General features: G+C 71.0%; 16 protein-coding genes. 2 read left to right on the forward strand and 14 right to left on the reverse strand.

From position 1 onward, the window contains the following. Positions 1-12: 12 nt before the first annotated feature. A complete protein-coding gene (locus ACFWNN_RS07280) occupies positions 13-384 on the reverse strand; it encodes a GntR family transcriptional regulator (protein ID WP_382439001.1) in 372 nt (123 codons plus the stop codon). A gap of 80 nt (positions 385-464) precedes the next feature. Further along, a complete protein-coding gene (locus ACFWNN_RS07285) occupies positions 465-1,343 on the reverse strand; it encodes a sigma-70 family RNA polymerase sigma factor (protein ID WP_382439002.1) in 879 nt (292 codons plus the stop codon). 81 nt (positions 1,344-1,424) lie between these two features. Between ACFWNN_RS07285 and ACFWNN_RS07290 the strand changes: the two genes are divergently transcribed. Continuing rightward, a complete protein-coding gene (locus ACFWNN_RS07290; protein ID WP_382439003.1) occupies positions 1,425-1,781 on the forward strand; it encodes a DoxX family protein in 357 nt (118 codons plus the stop codon). On the opposite strand, the gene ACFWNN_RS07295 is transcribed toward ACFWNN_RS07290, so the two are convergent. Continuing rightward, the gene (locus ACFWNN_RS07295; protein WP_382439004.1) at positions 1,718-4,534 is read right to left on the reverse strand and encodes a BTAD domain-containing putative transcriptional regulator; all 2,817 of its coding nucleotides are present in this window, start codon (positions 4,532-4,534) and stop codon (positions 1,718-1,720) included. The two genes, ACFWNN_RS07290 and ACFWNN_RS07295, sit on opposite strands and share 64 nt — an antisense overlap. 220 nt (positions 4,535-4,754) lie before the next feature. On the opposite strand from ACFWNN_RS07295, the gene ACFWNN_RS07300 reads away from it, so the two are divergent. Continuing rightward, complete coding sequence (locus ACFWNN_RS07300) at positions 4,755-5,456, forward strand: hypothetical protein (protein WP_382439005.1); 702 nt, start codon at positions 4,755-4,757, stop codon at positions 5,454-5,456. A 53-nt stretch (positions 5,457-5,509) separates the two neighbouring features. On the opposite strand, the gene ACFWNN_RS07305 is transcribed toward ACFWNN_RS07300, so the two are convergent. The 11 genes from ACFWNN_RS07305 to ACFWNN_RS07355 form a co-directional block, all read right to left on the reverse strand. Next, complete coding sequence (locus ACFWNN_RS07305) at positions 5,510-9,565, reverse strand: CHAT domain-containing protein (protein WP_382439006.1); 4,056 nt, start codon at positions 9,563-9,565, stop codon at positions 5,510-5,512. Then, entirely contained in the window at positions 9,562-10,185 is a 624-nt protein-coding gene (locus ACFWNN_RS07310) for a TIR domain-containing protein (protein ID WP_382439007.1), read from the reverse strand. The genes ACFWNN_RS07305 and ACFWNN_RS07310 overlap by 4 nt, the downstream gene beginning before the upstream one ends. Before the next feature lie 107 nt (positions 10,186-10,292). Further along, positions 10,293-10,598 carry a hypothetical protein gene (locus ACFWNN_RS07315; RefSeq protein ID WP_382439008.1) on the reverse strand — a complete coding sequence of 102 codons (306 nt, stop codon included), beginning with the start codon at positions 10,596-10,598 and terminating at the stop codon, positions 10,293-10,295. A 16-nt stretch (positions 10,599-10,614) separates the two neighbouring features. Further along, positions 10,615-11,931, reverse strand: a complete 1,317-nt coding sequence (locus ACFWNN_RS07320) for a nickel/cobalt transporter (protein WP_382439009.1) — start codon at positions 11,929-11,931, stop codon at positions 10,615-10,617. Next, the gene (locus tag ACFWNN_RS07325) at positions 11,928-12,950 is read right to left on the reverse strand and encodes a tetratricopeptide repeat protein (RefSeq protein WP_382439010.1); all 1,023 of its coding nucleotides are present in this window, start codon (positions 12,948-12,950) and stop codon (positions 11,928-11,930) included. Before ACFWNN_RS07325 ends, ACFWNN_RS07320 begins: the two co-directional genes overlap by 4 nt. Before the next feature lie 13 nt (positions 12,951-12,963). After that, positions 12,964-14,376, reverse strand: coding sequence for a DUF4331 domain-containing protein (locus ACFWNN_RS07330; RefSeq protein ID WP_382439011.1), 1,413 nt, complete (start codon positions 14,374-14,376; stop codon positions 12,964-12,966). Positions 14,377-14,444: 68 nt separating this feature from the next. Further along, positions 14,445-14,843, reverse strand: a complete 399-nt coding sequence (locus tag ACFWNN_RS07335) for a hotdog domain-containing protein (protein ID WP_382439012.1) — start codon at positions 14,841-14,843, stop codon at positions 14,445-14,447. Next, positions 14,840-15,592 (reverse strand): OAM dimerization domain-containing protein, encoded by a 753-nt coding sequence (locus ACFWNN_RS07340; protein ID WP_382439013.1) that lies wholly within the window; start codon positions 15,590-15,592, stop codon positions 14,840-14,842. The genes ACFWNN_RS07335 and ACFWNN_RS07340 overlap by 4 nt, the downstream gene beginning before the upstream one ends. Then, entirely contained in the window at positions 15,585-17,156 is a 1,572-nt protein-coding gene (locus ACFWNN_RS07345) for a lysine 5,6-aminomutase subunit alpha (RefSeq protein WP_382439014.1), read from the reverse strand. Before ACFWNN_RS07345 ends, ACFWNN_RS07340 begins: the two co-directional genes overlap by 8 nt. Before the next feature lie 3 nt (positions 17,157-17,159). After that, a complete protein-coding gene (locus ACFWNN_RS07350) occupies positions 17,160-18,707 on the reverse strand; it encodes an amidohydrolase (RefSeq protein ID WP_382439169.1) in 1,548 nt (515 codons plus the stop codon). Beyond that, the gene (locus tag ACFWNN_RS07355; protein WP_382439015.1) at positions 18,700-19,710 is read right to left on the reverse strand and encodes an L-erythro-3,5-diaminohexanoate dehydrogenase; all 1,011 of its coding nucleotides are present in this window, start codon (positions 19,708-19,710) and stop codon (positions 18,700-18,702) included. Before ACFWNN_RS07355 ends, ACFWNN_RS07350 begins: the two co-directional genes overlap by 8 nt. Between the last annotated feature and the right edge of the window lie 79 nt (positions 19,711-19,789).

Here is a 19,789-nt window from a genome sequence, read left to right on the forward strand (position 1 = left end):
GAAGTGTGACTTCTACGCGCGGAACGCGGCGCGGACGATCTCCAGGGCTTCCTGCGGCGCAAGGCCCAGCTCCGCGGACATCGCCGCGTACTGAGCCGCCGCCGCGCGCACGCGTTCGCGGTTGCTGTCGCCGTTCGCGCTGACCACCGTGCCGGCGCGGCCTCTCGTCTCGACGAGGCCGGCCTCCTCCAGCTCGCGGTAGGCGCGCGCCACCGTGTTGACCGCCAGACCCAGGTCTTTCGCCAGGGCACGCACCGTCGGCAGCTTCGCTCCCACCGGCAGCTCCCGGTTCGAGATGGCGTGTGCGTAGTGCACGCGCACCTGCTCGTACGGAGGTGTGTCCCCCTGGTGGTCGATCTTCACCACGCCGCGTCCTCCCCGCATGTAGCGCCTTCTGTATTGACCAACGGGAGAAGGCGGCGGAGGTTGCGGTCAATTCGGCGCAGATCCGGAGCGGACCGCGGTCAGTTCCCCCTTCCGGGGTCCAGCGCGAGCGAGATCCGGGCGAGACGAACCGGATCACCGACGACGTCGTACGCGACGATTCGTCCCTCGCGCACCGTCATGCTCAGGACGAGCAGCAGGCGGCCTCGTGGCGCGACCACGACTCCCGGTTCCCCGTCGACGAGCACCACCTCGGCGACCGAGATCCGGTACGCGTTCAACGCGGTCGCCTCCGCGACCGCCCGGGCACCGCGGATCTCGGCGGCGGCTCCGGGCGGCGCCGCGAACCGGTCGGCACGGCGCACCACGTCCGGTGCGAGCACCTCGATCAGCGCGTCCAGGTCGCCGTCGCGGGCAGCCGAGAGGAACGCCTCGACCACGGCGTGGTTGCGGGCCAGCGCGGTCCGATCACCGGTGGCCGGCGCACCTCGGACCCGGCCGCGGGCGCGGCTGGCCAGCTTCTTGCTCGCCGCCGTCGAGCGGCCGACGACCACCGCGATCTCGTCGAACGGGAGCGCGAACACGTCGTGCAGCACGAAGGCCACTCGCTCCGCCGGGGTCAACCTGTCCAGCACGACCAGCACGGCCAGCCCCACCGACTCGGCCAGCACGGCTTCCGCCTCGGGTTCGACGCCGCCGCGCGGTTCGACGGCCGACGCCGGTTCCTCGCCACGGGATCGCCTGGCGCGCAACAGGTCCAGGCTGATCCTGGCGACCACGGTGGTGAGCCAGCCGGCCAAGTTGGTCACGTCGCCGAGATCGGCGCGGTCGGCGCGCAACCAGGCCAGCTGCACGGCGTCGTCGGCCTCGTCCAGCGAGCCCAGCAAGCGAAAGGCCACGCCGCGCAGGTGCTCGCGGTGCGCCTCGAAACGCACGGCCAACGCCTCAGATCCACTCATCGGTCACCAATCCCGTCCGCCATCCGTCAAGCAGGTGCCGACCCGAGTCCGGATGAACGCATCGAGCAGTGGAGACCGTTCGTGAGTGTACAGACGTATTACCTCGCCATCACCGCAGTGGCCGTTGTCGCGAACACCCTTGCGTCCATTGTGGACTTTGCGCGCGCCGAGTGGGTCCTGGCCAACATGACCAGGTACGGCGTGCCTCACCGCTGGCTGTTCCTGCTCGGGGTCGCCAAGGCGGCCGGTGCCGTGGGGCTGCTCGCGGGAGTCGCGGTGCCCCTCCTCGGGATCGCGGCGGCGGCCGGCCTGTCGCTCTACTTCGTCGGCGCGGTCGTCACGGTCGTCCGCAGCCGGTCGTACTCGCACATCGCCTATCCGGGGGCGTACCTGGCGCTCTCCGTCTCCGCGCTGGTGCTGCGGCTGGTCACGTCCTGACGCGGCACGGCGTCGAGCCCGGCGAGTCGTCCTCGCGCGCGTTCGGCGTCGGTGTGGCGGCCCTGCTGCTCGTAGAGGTCCAGCGCTTCCTGCCAGACGGAGCGGGCCCCGGCGCGGTCACCGAGGGCGAGGTGGGGGTGGCCGAGGTTGTCCAGGGTGTCGGCGGCCTCGGTGGCGTTGCCGACGGTGCGGTACAGGGCCAGCGCCTGCTCGTAATGGTCGATGGCGCGGCGGTGGTGGCCGGTGTGGTGCTCGATCCAGCCGAAGCTGTCCAGGGTGTCCGCCTCGCCGTCGGGGTCCTCGTGCCGGCGGTAGAGGTCGAGGGCCGCCTGGCAGTGCTTGCGGGCGTTGTCGTACTCGCCCACGCGGGCGGCGTACCAGCCCACCAGGTTGAGCGCGGTGGCCTCCCACACCGGGTGGTCGAGGGCGCGGAAGAGTTCCAGCGCGTGCCGGGCGTGCTCCAGCGCCTTGTGATCGTCGCCGTGCTGCTCCCACGCCCAGGTGAGGGCGTGCTGCGTGTGAGCCTGCTGGGTGAGGTCGTGGTGGTGCAGGGCGAGGTCGAGGGCCTTGTGCAGGTGGGCGATGGCGTCGTCGTGCCGGTCCAGTTCGGCGAGGGCGTGTCCGAGCAGCCGGTGGGCGAGGACGCGGGCGCCGGGGTCGGGCAGGTGGACGGCGGCGTCGGCGGCGGCCTGCCACACGGTGAGGTCGTCGTGGATGTGTCCGCGCAGACGGTGGAAGGTCGCCAGCACCCACGCCAGCTGCCACACGGTCCGGTGGCGGTGCCGAGCGGCGGCGGTGTGCTGGACGGCCAGGAGGTGGAGGTGGTGGGCGTCCATCCAGGCCAGTGCGGCCACTCGGTCGGGGAGCGGGTGGGGCGTGGCGGACGGCGGGTCGAGCCTGATCGGTGGGCGGTGGGGACTCAGCAGCCGCTCGGCCGCGTGGGCGATGTGCAGGTAGTGGTCCGTCACCCGTTCCAGCGCGGCCTCCCGCTCCGGTTCGGGCAGGTGCTCGTCGGCGGTGGTGGCGTAGGCGCGGACCAGGTCGTGCATCGCGTAACGGCCGTGCGGGTGCCGGTCGAGCAACGAGTGGTCTTCCAGGACGCGCAGGGCCTTGCGCGCCTCCGCCGTGGTGAGGCCGGTGAGGGAGACGGCGGCGGGCAGGTCGATGTCGGGCCCCGGCGTGATCCCCAGCAGCACGAACACCTTGCGCTGGCGCGGAGTGAGGCGGCGCAGCGACCACGACAGGACGGCGGGCAGGCTGGCCGCGAGGTCGGTCTCGTGGTCGAACATCTCCAACCCGGCTTCGCGCAGTTCCGCGGCGAGCTCGGCCAGGGGCAGCCGAGGCCGGGTGGCGGCCTGCCGGGTGGTGATCGCCAGGGCCAGCGGGTGCCGGCCGCAGAGTTCGACCAGCTCGTCGACGGCACCGGGTTCGGCGTCGGTGCGGCCGCGGCCCAGCCGTGCGGCCAGCAGGGTGCGGGACTCGTCGAGGGTGAGCAGGCCCAGGTGCAGGTGGTGCGCTCCGTGCCGGTCGATCAGCGACGGCAGGCTGGTGCGGCTGGTGACGAGCACGGTGGCGCTCGGGCCGCCGGGAAGCAGCGGGATGACCTGATCCGCGGTGGCGGCGTTGTCCAGCAGCACCAGCACCCTCCGCCCGGCCACCAGGCTGCGGTACACGGCTCCCAGATCTCCCTCGGCCCGGTCGGCGGTGACGCCGAGGGCGGTGAGGAATCCGCGCAGCGCGTCGGCGGGGTCGACCGGATCCGCGGTGGGGCTGAACCCGTGCAGGTCCACGAACAGCTGCCCGTCGGGAAACCGGTGCAGGTTGCGGTGCGCCCACGCCAGCGCGAGCCAGGTCTTGCCGATCCCGCCCACGCCCGCGATCGCCAAGATCGGCACGGACCCCGACGCGCCGGCCGGTGCCACGATCAGGGCGCTGTCGAGTTCGGTGAGCTCGGGGACGCGGCCGGTGAACAACGCGGGCACCGCGGGCAGTTGACGGGGCACCACCGCGGACCGGGCCGTGTCGGGAACGGCCAGGCCGGGGTCCGCGGTCAGCATCCGCTGGTGCAGCCGCCGCAGCTCCGGACCAGGATCGGTGCCCGTCTCGGCTGCCAGGCCGGCGCGTAGTCGCCGGTACCTCTCCAGGGCCTCCGCGGGGCGACCGGCGCGGTAGAGGGCGAGCATCAGCTGGGCGGTCACGTGCTCGTTCAGCGGGTGCGCGGCGGCGCGGTCGGTCAGCTCGGGCAGCACCGCGGAGTGCCGCCCGAGCCGCAGTGCCAGGTCCAGGCGGTCCGCGTCGGCGGCGAACCGCTCCCGCTCCAGCCCGTGGCGCACGGTCACGCTCCACGGCGTGTCCAGCCCGTGCAGCGCCTCGCCGTGCCACAACGCCGAGGCCTGCTCGGCCAGTTCCAGTGCACGGACGTGGTCGGACTCGGCACGCGCGGCGGCGACCAACCGGCGGAAGCGGTGCACGTCCACCGCGTCGTCCTCGACGACCAGTTCGTACCCGCTCGACCGGTGCACGATCGCGGCCTGGCGGGTGGCCCGCAGTGCCCGGCGCAGGCGCGACAGGTAGCCGTAGAGGGTGTTCCGGCCGCCGGGCGGAACCCGCTCGCCCCAGGCCCGGTCGAGCAGCTGGTCGGCCGACACCCACTGGTTGGCCTCGATCAACAGCACCGCCAGCACACACCGCTGACGGGCGTGCCCCAGGTCGACGAGCCGTTCACCGAACCTGGCCTGCACCGGCCCCAACACGCGGAACTCCACCACCACCGCGCCCCCTAGCCGACCGGTCCCCCGTCAGTGCCGGTCTAGCAGCGATGTTTCGACGATTGCAGGTTTACCACAGGTTTTCGTTCGCCCGGCCGGGCAGCGTGGTGGCCGCAGCAGGACTGGAGAAGGGGGTTCTTGGTCGGCCTGCTCGTCCCCGCCCGAAGCGGTCACCTCGCGTCCTACCAAGGGGTTAGGAAGATCAGTGCGCATCTCCCGACTAGCACGACACGCGGTTCAGGTCTCGCTCATCGTCACGGCCCTCCTGACGCTCGGCCTGGTCAGCCCGAGCCTGGCGGCCGGTGCCGCCGGAAAGGGCGGTGCACCGGAGCTCGACACCTCCTCCCTCGCGATCACCACGGTTTTCGCACCGACCGTGCAGGCCGCCGGCACGCCCTACCAGACCAACTGCAAGATCGGCGGCAACTGTCCCCCCACGGGACCGAAGCCGCCGAAACCACCGTCGAACCCGCCGGTCGCCGTCACCTGCGAGTCGTTCGACCCGACGTACATCATCTTCAACGACAGCAACAGGAACGGGCACCGCGAGATCACCGAGGCGATCCACGTCGAGTGGGGTTTCCACATCGAGTGGTGCTACGTCGCGGACAGCAACTACCCGTCGGCGCCCGTGTTCACGTACTCGGCCTACGACCGCGACCCGATCATCCAACCGGGATCCCGCTGGCAGCAGAGCGGAGCTCCGACCCGCAGGGACGATCGTTCCTGGAGCGCCGACAACTTCCTCGAAACCGTGACGGTCACCTGGGGCACCAAGACGTTCTCGACGGTGATCACCTCGCCGGTCGGTGACCTGCCGGTCAGCTTCCACCCGGTCGTCCAGCTCACGGTCGACGGCTTCGGCAACCAGCGGGCCTGCGACCTGTCCGAGGGGGACTGCTTGTAGGCCTCTGCAGGAGGCGCTGGATCTCCGCCGGGCCGCCGGAGATCCAGCGCTCCTCAGGTGTCCGAGTCGTGCACCTCGCCGCCGCCCATGTGCACGAACGGCGCCCAAGCCGCCGGCCGTTTCGGGAACTGCGCGCGCAACGCCGTCATCGCCTCGTGCAACGCACGCGCCGGGTCTCCCGTTCGTTTCAGTGCCTCGTAGAAGAAACGCGCGACCGTCGCGGCGTCGCGATCGCCGACCGCCCAGAGCGTGCCGACCACGTTGCGGCTGCCCGCGGCGAGGAAGGCGGCCGCGATGGAGATCGCCTCGTCCGGCAGCGTCAGTCCCGCGGCCGCGGTGTGGCAGGCCGACAGGTACACGAGGTCCGGCGGTGTGGTGAGGTCCGCGGCGAGGTCCCTGACCGTGAGGCGGCCGTCCCACAGTTCCAGACCTGCCTCTCGCGGGTTCGCGGGAGACGGCTGCGCGTGGCAGGCCAGGTGCAGCACCGCGGCACCGGTGGCGGCGGCGCGGACGGCCTCCCTGGTCGCCTGCGGGCCCTGGAGTTCGTCGAGGGGCAGTCCGACGGACCTCTCGACGACGGCCGCCTCCTGGGCGACCGCCGTCAGGACGGCGAGTTCCGAACCGGGTGGGTGGTCGACCCCCACGAACGTCGCCCTTCCGCCGGTCCGCTCCGGCAGCCCGATCGCACGGACGAGCGCGGTGACGGTCGAGGTGTAGGACGACACCACCCGACGGTGGACGCCGTCGTCGCCCGCCTCGGCGGCGTGGACGGGCAGCAAGGTGAAGGAACCCGTCGGGCACCACCACAACGGCGATCCGGGAGGCAGCGCGAGGACGTCCAGGACCGGTCGGGCGACCTTCTCCCACAACCACGGCAGCACCACGGGCAGGGCCCGGTGCATCGGTGCCTGCATCGTCACCGTCGCCGCCACCACGTCGTCGGGCGACACGGGCAGCGGTATCACCTGGACGCCGGCGCCGGTCACGACGAGGGCGTCGCACCGCGAGCGGGAGGCGTTGAGCACCACCACCGTTCGCTCCCCCAACGCCTTGGCGAGTCGGTCCGCACGCGGGCGCTGGAGGAATCCCTCGAATCCGGGGTAGGTCCGGGCCTCCGCGACGAGCCCTTCCCACTCCCTTGCGAGCCGGATCACCGTGCCGCTGTCGCGGTCACCGGGGTGCGCCAGCACACCCGCGAGTTCGGTGAGCCGGGCCGCGGTGTCCGGTGCGACGGCGGCCAGCGCGCTGTGGTCACCGCGCAGGTCGATCGCCTGGTTCCACAGGACGGTCCGGCCCGCCTCGAGGAACTCCAGCGCGGTCGCCGGGTGGCCGCACTCGATCGCGCAGGCGGCCGCGTCTCTCGGCACGGTCAGCCACTCGGCCAGCAGGTGCTCGCGCGTCTCCACGTCGACCCCGATCGACGCCAGCTGCAGCAAGGCGTCCACGGCCGTGGCCCACGCCCGCACCGCGTCGGAACGCCCGTGCTCGGCCTGGGCCGCCAGCGCCCACCGGGTCGCGGCGATCACCCGTGTCCCGGTGGCGGCGTCCACTGCCTCGGCCGCGCTCCGGTAGGCGTCCGTCGCGGGCAAACCCTGTGCCCGCAACACATCACCGAGCAGGATCAGGGCCCGCGCGTGGGTCGGTGCGTCCTCCGGTGTGGCGGCTACCAGCAGATCCGCCCAGGTGCGCGCCTCTGCCAGGTGCACCTCCGCACCCGACTCGCGCAGGAGCTGGATCAGCGGGAAGACCCGTTCCGGAGTGCCCGGGTCCTCCCACCTCGACCTCTCGGCGACACGCCGATAGGTCGTGACCGCTTCGGCGGTGTCACCGATCAGTTCGTACGTGGCGGCGACGGTCGCGAGCCTGCCCGCGTACACCGGACTGGCCTCGGGAGTCAGCGCGACGACGGCACCGGCGATGTCGGCGGCCTCGCGGAGCGCCGAACGGTCACCGTTGCGGTGGTGGAGGTCGAGCAAGGCGTCGGCGAGGTTGGCGCGGGTCTCCAGCCTCAGGTTCGGGGGCACGTCCGCGACGGCGTCCCGGTAGAGGGCGATGGCCGCCGTCAGGTCGCGCAGCTGCCTCGTCGCGCGGTACCGGGTGTGCAGTGCGCCCGCGAGGGTGGATTGCCTGGCACGACGGTTCGGCGGTGAGCCGTCGACCGCGAGCCGGGCCAGCACGACGGCGTCGTCGAGATCGTCGAGGCGCCCGGTCAGCTCGAACGCTTCGAGATGTGCAGTGCTCAGGCTCGCCGCAAGCGTGCCGTCGGCATCCGGGAGTGCGCGGGCGGAACGGCCGACCGCCAAGGCCTCCTCCACGTCCGGCACGGACCCGGTCGCGGAGGCTCGCCGGCTGAGAGCGCTGACGAGGATCGCGGGGACTTCGGACCACGCCTGATCGTTGGTGGTCTCGGCGCGCAACAGGGTGATCGCCTCGTCCAGCACGTCGGAGTTCCCGGTCAGGGCATGCCAGCGAACCAGGCCGAACGCGGTGGTGCCGGCGAGCGCGCTGCCCGCTGTGTCGAGTGGGCGGTTCAGGTTTCCGAGAGCGGTGCGCCCGAGGAAAACGGCTTCCGCGAGGTGCGTGTGATCACCCGTGCCGGCGTCGAGCCCGAGGAGGGTGTTGACGCGGTTCTGGAGCAGCTCGGGGTCCAGTCCTGGGCCGGCCACCAACGCGGCAGCCCACAGGACGAGACCTGGTGCCTCACGGTCTCCTGCCGCGCGCCACAGATTCCCCGCGACGTGGAGCACGGCTTCCCGGTCCGACTCCAGCAGGCCGTTCACGTCGTGCAGGAGCGGCTCGGGAACACCCGTGTCGTCCTCGCGCAGCAGAGCGAACAGGGACAGACCCCGTTGCTGTGCCTCGGTTCTGGCGTCCCCGGTCAGCAACTCGGCGCGCTGGAGCTCGGACAGGGCGACCGTTCCCGCCGGCCCGGACGCGTCGACGGCGGGGAGCGCGGCGAGCAGGGTCAACGCCTCGCGTTCCAGCTCACCGGGAGACCTGGTGCCGGGGTCACCGGTCACGGTCCAGTCCCGCACTCTCCCGGCGACCGCCAGCCACAGCTGGAGCGGATCGACCCGGCGGACGATCGGCACCGGTTCGAGGACGACGTCGTGGTCCGGACAGCGGGAGACGAGCTCTTCGTCGTGGCGGTACCAGACGTAGTTGCCGTCGGCCGGGCAGACGTGCCGCGTCGGCGCGGACACCGACCTGGTCGGCTGGGCGTCGACCGGCCGGTACTCGGGGTCGTCCATCAGCGACGACACCCAGAGCGCCAGCTCGTCGTCCGACATCAGGACTTCCCGCAGCCGGGCCACCGGCGCCGGCTCGGCGCTCAGCAGGTCCCGCAGCACCTGGTCGAGGTCGTCGGCAGGCAGCAGGTACGGGAGTTCCGGACGGACGGCGCGGGCGGCTTCCAGCACGCCGTCGCGGTGTTCGGCCGCGGCCACGTACCCACCGGGATCGGCCACCAGCAGCTCGGTTCCCGCGAACCCGTTGCCGAGCAGGGCCGCCAGCGCCCGAACGTCGTCCTGCGCGAGCTCCGAGACGCGCTCGGGACGCACAGTGGCGTGCACCCACGTGAGCGTCCAGCGGTCGAAGTCCCCTGCCGGCCCGTGCATCGGCAGGACGAGCAGCTCCGCGCGACCGTACGGCAACAGGTGCCGGGCCTCGGAAGCCGAGACGAGCGAGGCCGCGCCGATCCCCCTGCAGTCGACCACCACGGCGTCCGGCAGGTGCGCCACCGCGATCCCGCGACTCGGGTGGCCCGCCGCCGCGTCCCGGATCACCACGATCTCGTACTCCGCCCGCCACCGCTCGGCACAGGCCTCCAGCAGATCCCCCAGCCCATCGGCGTACACGGCTGCCCAGTCGCCCCGAACGTGGTCGAACCCCACGCTCGCGACGGCGTCCAGAACGTAGGGCCCGAGCAGCGGAACGCGGACGACGGCTGCCAGCGGCTCCTCCGGAGCGGCGAGCAGCGACTGCGGGAACCCCAGCGCTTCGTCGGGATTCCAGTCGACGTACAGAACCTTCAGGCCCCACCGGGCGAGGAGTTCGGCCACGGTGCGCGCGGTGTCGTCGGGCCGCTGGGCGGTGAAGGTGACGATCACGGCTGGAACACCGGGAAGACAGGCTTCGGCGTGGCCACCGCGTCGGGCACCTGACACTCGGGCCAGTCCGCCCGCCACGGCGGCACGGCGGCGAGGGCCTGGGCCACCTCCCCCGCGATCACCTTGACCGTCTCGAACAGATCAGCCTGCCGGTGCGAGCCGTGGAACGCGGGAAAAGGATTGGACACCTCACGAACATCGAAGTGCTGCCGTTGCTTCGCGCCCTCGGGAAAGTTGTCCCCGTCCGAGTACCGCACCGGGTACACCAGCCGCACCGTCCCGCCGAGCACCCGTTCCCGCTCTTCCATCGTGCGCCACTCGGCGAGGCACCACGGCGAGTGGAAGTACGGCGGAGACCAGACGGCGACGAGCATCTTGCTGCGCGCCAACACTTCCCGCAGCAACGGCGGCCACATGCTCCCGGTCTCGACCTCCTTGTCGATGAAGACGGCGGTGAGACCGAGCTCGTCGGCGAGGCAATCCTCCAGCATGCGGTGGAAGTGGTCCCGCACCCAGGCGGCGGCGTTTCCCGGCCCGGACCTGCGGTAGCTGAGGAAGACGTCGTACTGGTAGCCGTCCAGCAGAGGGAGGAGCCCTGGTCGCCCGGTCGGATCCGCCATGCACCGATCATCGTGACGTTCGAAGGGGCCGTTACTCAACGCGACCCGCGCCGAAGAGGCCCCCTGCTCGGACCCGAAGCCGGGCCCGAGCACACCCGCGCTCACCGTCAGCGCAGGTTGTTCTTTTCGGCACCCATCTGCACGTAGAGCTTGCGCCACCCCTGGTCCGCTTCGGTGGCGGTTTGGCCGTCGCAGTAAGGCTTTGCCCCGTTGGAGGTGTAGTACCGCAGGATCGACAACGACACCACGGTGTCCCAGTTCCCCTCGTCGAAGTACTCCTCCCCCGGTGTCTGCTCCTGGTGCTTCATGCAGGAGATGTCGGTCTGCTGTTCGTCGTCGAACTGCGCGGTGGCCGCGGGCTGGGCGCTGCACGCGGCGAGCGCCAGGACGGCCAGCACGATGAGCTTCTTCATGGTCTCTTCTCCTTGGTCAACCGGCCAGCGCACGGGTGGCGAGGCCTAGTCCGACTACCGTCACCAGTGCCGCTGTGCCCAGCGGGGTGAAGTTCGTGAACCTGCGCAGGCGCGTCAGGCGGGGTCCCAGGCGGTCTCGCAGGGAGACCAGCAGGAGGCCGGCGGCGGTCAGGGTCGCCGCCATGCCCAGTCCGTAGGCGAGGACCAGGACCACGCCGAACCAGGTGCGGCCCAGGGCGATCGCGCCCAGCAGGACGACGAGGGCGGACGGGGACGGCACCAGGCCGCCCGCGACGCCCATTCCGACGAGCCCCGCTCGGCGGTGCTTCCGGCCGTGGCCGTGCCCATGGCCGTGTCCGTGGCCGTGCCCGTGACCACGGTCTTCCCCTGCACGTCCACGCGACCGCACCGCCGAGCGGAGCAGCACTCCTCCGATCACCGCGACCAGCAGACCGCTCGCGACGCCGAGCCAGCGCAACACCGACTCGCCCGCGATCGCGCTGGACGCACTGATCAGCAGCCCCAGCACCAGAACACCCGCCGTGTGGGTGATGGTGACGGTGGCGCCGACGAGGAATGCGTCGCGGCGGGTTCCACGCGAACCCGCCAGGTAGGCGGCCATCACGGTCTTGCCGTGGCCGGGCAGCGCCGCGTGCGACGCTCCCAGCACCAGAGACAGCAGGACCGCACCGATTCCGACCACCGGGGTGAGATCACCCACCAGTCCGACGGCCGCCTTCGTGGCTTGCCCCAGCATCCCGGGTGGGGTCACGGGTGACCCCTCACCCGGCTGGGAGAGGAACCGCACGGCCCGGACGTCCAGCGGCGACGACAGCAGGTCTTCCGGGTAGGTGCGGAGCTCGTTGCTGACGGACTCGGCCGGCGCGCCGGACACCGCCCGGTCGACCCCGACGACGGTGATCTCGCGCCAGCCCGGCTTGTCCTTCAGGTAGGAGTCGCTGAACGTCACCTCGACCTCGCCGCGCGACGGCAGCAACGCGGTGTACTCACAGGTCAGGCGCATCGTCGGCAGGCCGGCCTCACCGGGCGGCCGCACCACGTCCGCGTCGCGCACCTCGAACGTCAGGCGCTCCTCATCGGCCATCGCGCTCAACGACTTCGACCGCTCCGCACACCGCTTGCGGGCGTCGACGAACTCGCGGTCCTGCAGGGTCGGGATCTCCGCACTGTCCACAACGGACCGCAGCTCGATCCGGTCGGCGAACACCCGCAGGCCGTCGTAGTGGTTCACGCTCAGGTTGCTCACCGGGTGTGCGGAAGCCACCCCGGCGGTGACCAGCATCCCGAACAGCACCAGCAGGAAGACCCTCATCGCAGACTCCCCTGGATCGCCGCACGATGGCGCAGCACGGACGGGTCGCGCCACCCGCCCGCGACCGCACGGTCCGAGTACGGCAACGCCTCCGCCGACCGCTTGTTGACGTGCAGCGCCCACGCCATCGCATCGGCCGTGAACACGCTCTGCCGCTTCGCCCACTCCTTCTCCGCGAACCGCAACGCCTCCAAGGGGTCGCCGTGGTCGGCGGAGACCAGCGCCGCCGTCAGGTCGTCACCGCCCAACGCGCGCAGCTGCTGCAACGCGAGGTCGTACTGGACCCGTGCCTCAGCGGTCTGCCCCGCGCGTTCCAGCGCCTCGCCGTACCGCACGAGGTTCTCCGGCGACGGCACCTTGCCCACCCGGTCCCGCAACTCCTCGACCGGCTCGGACTTCCCGGCCAGCCGATCCAGGTGCAGCCGGCAGAACGCGACCTCCTCCGGTGAGGAAGCGGCCTCCACGGCCCGTTCCAACGCCTGCCGCGCGTCATCCAGCTGACCGCGCAACTCGAAGTGGTAGGAGGCGCGGGTGAACGAGGCGACGCCGGGCCGCAGATCCAGCATCCGTTGCAGTGCAACGGAAGCACCGGCGTCGTCCCCGAGCTGCGTCAGCGCGTCGACCAGCACCCCGTACCCGGGAGCGGAGTCCGGCGCGACGCCGACCGCGCGCTGACCCCAGTCACGAGCGGCGGTGAACTCGTGCCGGGCGTTCGCCAGAGCACCGCGGCCGACGTAGGCCTCGAAGTTGCCCTCCGGCTTGAGCCGCAACGACTCGGTCAGCGCCTTCTCGGCCCGGCCGTAGTGCTGCGGGTCGTAGGTCACCCGCGCGAGCTCGACGTGCGTGGAACCGAGCTCTGCCCAGGCGGCCGCGTCCAGCGGCGTCCGGCGGAGCTTGGCCTGCAACGACTCGGCGTTGCGCGACAAGGAGGACGGCTGCTCCCGGGGGACCGCCGCCTGCGGCGCAGCGCAGGCGGCGAGCCCGAAGAGGGCAGCCAGCAGCGGAAGAAGTCTCCACATCTGGATGCACCCCTCAGCGGGAGTTGACGGCCCTGTTGCTCGGCAGGCCGACGTACGGGAAGCGGTCTCCGAAGCGAACGTCGTTGCCGTTCACCCGGTCACCCTTGGCGAGCGCCGGCACGAGCTTGCCGGTCAACGCCGCTCCGACCACGGCCTGGATCGAGATGTCCACGACGTCGTCGGTGAGCCTGCGCCCGTTCGGGAACCCCTGCAGGTCGCCGGCGAGCACACCGAGCCGGTTGGGTTCGCGGGTCACGGGCGTGGACATGTTGAGCCGCAACATCTCCGCCGGCTGGAACTTCTTCGGGTTCACGTCGGCGTTGTTCAGCTGCGAGTTGAGGTCGGCCTTGATCGGGCCGCCCGCCTTCGTGGTGATGCCGGTCAGGAAGATCTCCACGAGGTCGTTGCGCGGCGCCTTCGGCGCGGGGATGCCGTAGATCGCCTGGATCAGCCGCGCCAGTTCGGGGTCGGTCACCCGGTCCAGCAACGCCTGCACCCGCGCGTCGCCGACGGGTTCGAGCCCGTTGAACGCGTCCTTCAGCGGCGCGGACGACACCACCTCGTTGACCAGCGGGTTGCCCAGCCGGGAGACCTGCACGAAGTTGCCCTGCGGGGTCGCCTTGCCGGGGTCGAGCTTCAGCGTGCGGCGCTCGGTGTCGCTCCACACGCCGATCACCGGGTTGCGCTTCGGGTCGCCCTTCAACGCCAGCATCGTCTTCGGCACCTGGATGGCGACGGTGTTGACGTTGTAGCCCATCAGCGTGTCCTGGTTGACCTCCTTCAGGTTCCCGCCGTACAGCAGGTCGAACACCCTCAGGTCCAGGAAGAACGAGTCCTCGGACGGTCCGATGTAGACCTGGCCGCCACCGGGGATCTTCGCCGTGGCCTGGTCCCTGATCGTCCTGAAGTCCGGGAACGACGCCGGACCGGTGTTCGACGGCGCCGCCCGGCCGTTCTTCACCAACGACGTGGTGCGGCCCGGTTCGACGAGTTCGAGGTTGTAGTTCTGGCGGAACAACAGGTTCTCGTCGTTGATCGACGTCACGGGCCCGTTGTTGTAGAGGAACGTGTTCGCCTGGCCGCGCCGGTCGTCCGTGCTGAACGTGACCCGGAACGTCTTGTCCGGCACCGCGTCGCCGTCGGAGTCGATGTTGATGTCGTACCGGGCGTCGGTGGCCCACGGGTAGTAGTTGGGGCCGCCGTTGGGTTCCTGCAACCCGAACCAGTTCGCGACGAGCGTGACGGTGTCGGGTCTGTCCGGGCTGGTGAAGGCGTAGACGTCGGTGTTGTCGACGGCCGGGTCGGCCGCGATCAGCGGGGCCTCGCGGTGACTGGAGGCCTGGGCCGCCGGAATGGCCGCGGCCACCGCCACGACTGCCGCGGCGATCGCACCCCGGCGTAATCGCTGTTTGTTGCTACTTGGCATTGTCCTGCTCCCTTCCCACGGCGGGGATTCGGAGCAGGACGCAAACCGGTTCGGACTAAATTTTGGAGTTATTCTGCGGCTTTCGGCGCGACGACCGTGCCGCGCGCCCGCGTTACGACGATCGGCTCAGCGAGCACATCGGCCGCCGATGGACCGCGTTCCGGTGCGGATCGGCACACCACCCGCGCCTCGAACTCGATCTCGCGCGACCGGGTTCCGATGCGCACCAGCGTCGCCGTCGCCTCGACGACGTCGCCGGCCTGGATCGGCGCCACGAAGTCGACCGAGCTGTAGCCCGCGAACAGTCCCTCGTCGGAGTCCGTGTAGATCAGCAGTTCCGTGGCCACGTCACCGAACATGCCGAGCCCGTAGGCACCGTCGACCAGGTTGCCGCCGTAGTGCGCGTGCGAATGCGGCACGTAACGCCGGTGCGTCACCGCAAAACCCTCGACCAAAGCTCCGCTCACGCGGCGACCCCCTTCTTCTCCTGCATCGCGTGCACCAGGTAGCTCGCGACCTCACCCGGCGTGGTACCCCGGCTGAACACCCGGTCAACCCCGAGTTCGCCCGCCATCAACGGGTCGAAGCGCGGGCCGCCGGCGACGAGCAACGGCCGCCGGTCCCCCATCGCCTCGCGGAACGCCGCCGACATCTCCTGCGTGTTCAGGATGTGCGCGTCCCGCTGCGTCACGACCTGCGAGATCAGCACCGCGTCGGCCTTCTCGGAGCGGGCGGACCGCACCAGCTCCGGAACGCTGACCTGCGCGCCGAGGTTCACGACCTTCAGCTCGCGGTAGTACTCCAGGCCCTTCTCGCCGGCGAAGCCCTTGATGTTCAGGATCGCGTCGATGCCGACCGTGTGCGCGTCCGTGCCGATGCAGCCACCGACAACGACGAGCTTGCGCCGCAACACCTTCTTCAGCATCGAGTTCACTTCGGACGGTGACAGCAGCGGGTACTCGCGTTCGACGACCTTGACCTCGTCGAGGTCCACCAGGTGCTTCACCGAGCCGTAGACGACGAAGAACGTGAAGTCGTCGCCGATGGGGTTCGAGTGGACCACCATCGCGGGGTCCATGCCCATCTTGTTCGCGAGCTGCAACGCCGCGCCGTCCGCCTTGGGACCGAACGGGACGGGCAGCGTGAACGACGTCTGGATCATGCCGTCGCCGGTGGTGTCCCCGTACGGCCGCACGTACCTCTTCGCGTCAGACATCGTTCGCCTCCAGCATCTCCGAAGCCGGGTTGAAGTACGCCGGAGCCTTCTCCACCACGCCGTCCGCGCCCTTGCCCTTGTCCGCCGGGCGTTTCATCAACCCGAACGTGCCGTCGGCGATCGCGTTCAGCAGCCCGTCGTCCACGATCCGGCCGAGCAGGTCCACGGCCTCGCCGAGCACCTGGTGCGCGCGCTTGACGATCAGGCCGTCCGGCGCCGGGCGGAAGTCCTCGGCGAGGCTGCCCGCCGCGTTCAGCACGTACCGGACGTTCTTCAGCGCCAGGTCGCGGTCCGAGAGGAACGGCGTCACGACCGCCTCGGTCATCATGCCCACCAACAGGATCGACTGTCCTGTCAGGACACCCGCGAGGTTGAAGAACCCGTCCAGCAGGTAGCCGTCGAACACGTCGCCGGTCATGTGCTTGGTCGGCGGCATCCACTTCAGCGGCGCGTCCGGGAAGAGTTCGCGGGCCAGCAACGCGTGCGCGAGCTCGAGCCGGAACGAGTCGGGCACCTTCGGGTTGATCTCGAACGCGTGCCCGAGGCCCAGCAGGTGGTCGGGCAGCCCCGCCTCGTGGGCGAAGTGCTCGTTCAGCAACTGCGAGACCGTGACGGTGTGGGCGGCGTCGACGGCGTCCGCGGTGGTGAGGTAGTTGTCCTCGCCGGTGTTGATGATGATGCCCGCGCGGGCGTGCACCTGGCGGGAGAACCGCTGGTCCACGAACGTGCGGATCGGGTTGATGTCGCGGAACAGGATCCCGTACATCGAGTCGTTCAGCATCATGTCGAGACGCTGAAGTCCGGCCAGCACGGCGATCTCCGGCATGCACAGGCCGGACGCGTAGTTGGTCAGCCGCACGTACCGGCCGACCTCCTTCGACACGTCGTCCAGCGCGGCACGCATGATCCGGAAGTTCTCCTGCGTGGCGTACGTGCCCGCGAACCCGTGGTGCGTCGCGCCTTCCGGCACGTAGTCCAGCAACGACTGCCCGGTCGACCGGATCACCGCGATGATGTCGGCGCCCGCGCGGGCCGCGTTCTTGGCCTGGACGACGTCCTCGTCGATGTCGCCGGTCGCGACGATCAGATAGATCCACGGACGTTGCGCGGGATCACCGAGCTTGGCGACGAGCTTGTCGCGCTGGACCTTGTTGCGATCGACCGTCTTCAGTCCTTTTGCGACAGCGGACGTCGAGGCCTTCCGCGCCGCTGTCAGGTCCTTGCCGGTCGGCAGCGTGAACTGGATCTGGCCCGCCGCGGTGGCTTCCGCGAGCTCGGTGAGCGTGCCGAGGTTGTAGTGCTTCAGCGCGTGGAACGCCGGCAGCACCACGCCGTGCTCCAGCCCGCACTGCTCGCGCACGGTGTCGATCACCCGGTTGACCCACGGCACGTCACCGGCGCGGTGCGTGGAGTCCGCACCGGTGATGCCCGCGAGGCGGAGGGTGGCGCGCTCGACGGCAACCGTGGTGTGCGCCTTCGCGAGGGACACCACCGGTTCGGCCGCCCGCGCCGCGAGTTCGCGCGCACCGGCGACCACCTGCGGGTCGAGGTCGAGCAACGCCATGAGTCACTTCCTCTCGTAGATCGTCCGGCCGTTCAGGACGGTCCGCACGCAGACGGGCGCGGGACCGGTGAGGTCGGGCAGTCCGGGCACGCCCGAACGCGGGTCGGTCGACCAGCGCTGCACGCGGGCGTCGGACCCGGCGACGACGAGGTCCCCGGTCTCCCACACCGCGTAGGTCGCGGGCGCGCCGGGCTGCAGCGTGCCGGTCAGGCCGTCGTTCACGCCCGCCGCACGCCAGCCGCCACGGGTGTGGGCGGTGAACGCGGCGCGTGGCGAGATGCCGTGGCCCTCCGTGCGGTGGTGCACGGCGGCCTTCACGGCGGCCCACGGGTCGATGGCGGTCACGGGAGTGTCCGACCCGAACGCGAGCGCGACACCGGCGGCGGCGAGCTTCGAAAAGGGGTTCAGCCCCACTCCGCGCTCAGCCCCGAGTCGCTGGACGTACATGCCGGTCGGCCCGCCCCACTCGGCGTCGAACAACGGCTGGACGGACGCGATGACGCCCCACCCGGCCAGTTTCGCGGCCTGCTCCTCGGACACCATCTCGACGTGTTCGAGGCGGTGCCGCGCCGAAGCCAGCGACGGCGTGCCGATCGCCTTCTCCGCGAGCTCGAAGCCCTCGATCACGGCGGCCATGCCCGCGTCGCCGATGACGTGGAACCCGGCCTGCAGGCCCAGTTCGTCGCACCGGATCAGGTGGTCGGCGATCTGGCGTCCGTCGAGGTAGAGCGCGCCGGACGTGGCGGCGTCGGCGTAGGGCTCGGTCAGCGCGGCCGTGCGCGAGCCGAGGGCGCCGTCGACGAAGTGGTCTCCGGCGAGGCCGCGCACCGGGACGTCCGGGAGTTCGTGAGCACCCCAGTAGGCCACGACCTCCGGTCCCCCGGTGTGCGCGAGGAGCTCGCGCAGGTCGTCCTCGCCGGAGATGTCCGGACCGGCGCACTCGTGCACGGACGCGATGCCCATGGACGCAGCGTGGCGCAGGAACGCCAGTTGCGCGGCCTGACGTTGTTCGGACGTGATGGCGGCTTTCGCCGTGCCGCGCACGTGGTGGTGGGCCGCGCGCGAGAGCGGGCCGTCCGCTGAGAAGCCGTCGGCGTTGCGCGCGTCGTCGGTGACCAGGTCCGACGACACCAGCGCCGAGTGCACGTCGATGCGCGACAGGTAGACCGTCTTGCCCTGTGCGGCCTCGTCGATCTCGGCCCGCGTGGGCGGACGGTTCTCCGGCCAGCGCGTCTCGTCCCACCCGTGACCCCACACGAGGGGCCCCTCGGCGGCGCGGACCGACGCCAGCAGGTCGTCGACCGAGGACGTCTTCGTCAGGTCGAGGCCGGTCAGCAGCAGGCCGGCGGACGTGGCGTGCACGTGCGCGTCGACGAACGCGGGCGCGACGAAGGCGCCGTCCAGCTCGATGACCTCGGCGTCGGGGTGCAGCGCGTGCCCGACCGAGTCCTGTCCGATCCACACGACGACGCCGTCCGTGACGGCCATCGCCGTCGCATCCGGTGCGTAGATGCGGCCGCCGACCAAAAGTTGCGTACTCACGTCACGCAGTCTGCCGTTGCTCGAAGAGGGCCCGCACACCCGCCCGGCTCCGGACCAGGTCCAACGCGAACTGGGCGTGACCAGGCACATAGCCGTTGCCGACGATCATCTCCACGTCGGCGGCGAGCCCCTCCGCACCGAGGGCGGCCGCGCTGAACGAGGTGGCCATCGAGAAGAAGATCACGGTGCCGCCGTCCGCGGTCGCGAGGATGGCGCCGTGCTCGCAGCCGGACACGTCGACGCACACGACCGTGACGTCGACCTGCTTGCCCACGGCCTCGGCGACAGCGACGGGGTTGCGTGCGTCGGCGATCACGACCTCGTCCGCCAGACCGGACTCACGGACCTGTGCGGCCTCACGTTCCGTGGGCACCAGTGCGACAAGACGCGACGCACCTGCCTGACGTGCGGCCGCAAGAGAGAGCGACCCGGACTTGCCGCCACCACCGAGCACGAGCACCGACCCACCGGGGTGCCTGCGCACCACACGGTCGGTCAGCGCCGGTGCGCCACACACGTCGAGCACGGACAGCGCGAGTTCGTTGGACATGTCGTCCGGCAGCACGGCCGCGATCGACCGCCCGAACAGCACGGCGGTCCCCCGGCACGGCACCTGCTCGTCCTCGCCGTCCCACTCCCGGAGGCCGTCGGTGATCTGGAGGGGCGTGAGCGTGAGGCTGACCAGCGTCGCGATCCGGTCACCGGCCTTGAGCCCGAGCGGCGACTCCGGCCCGGCCTCGAGCACGGTCCCGAGCAGCATGCCGCCCGATCCGGTGACCGGGTTCTGCATCTTGCCGCGCTCCGAGACGATGTCGAGGACGGCCTGCCGGACCTTCTCGCCGCTGCCGTGCTGCTCCCTGAGCTGCCGGAACGAGGCCGCGTCGAGGTTCAGCCGCTCGACGGCGACGATCACCTCGTCGGGGGCGGCCACGGGGTTCGCGTCGAGCCGCCACGCCTGCTGCGGCAGTACCCCGGCCGGTTCCAGGACGCGGTGCAGTCCGTACGCGCTCACGCGAAAATCCTTCGGTCGACGACGCTGTCTCTGCAATATCTTCACGCTAGACGTAAGGATTGCGCAAGTATCGCCAGGA

Origin of the sequence: Lentzea sp. NPDC058450 (assembly GCF_042721395.1) — a bacterium.
GTDB lineage: Bacteria > Actinomycetota > Actinomycetes > Mycobacteriales > Pseudonocardiaceae > Lentzea.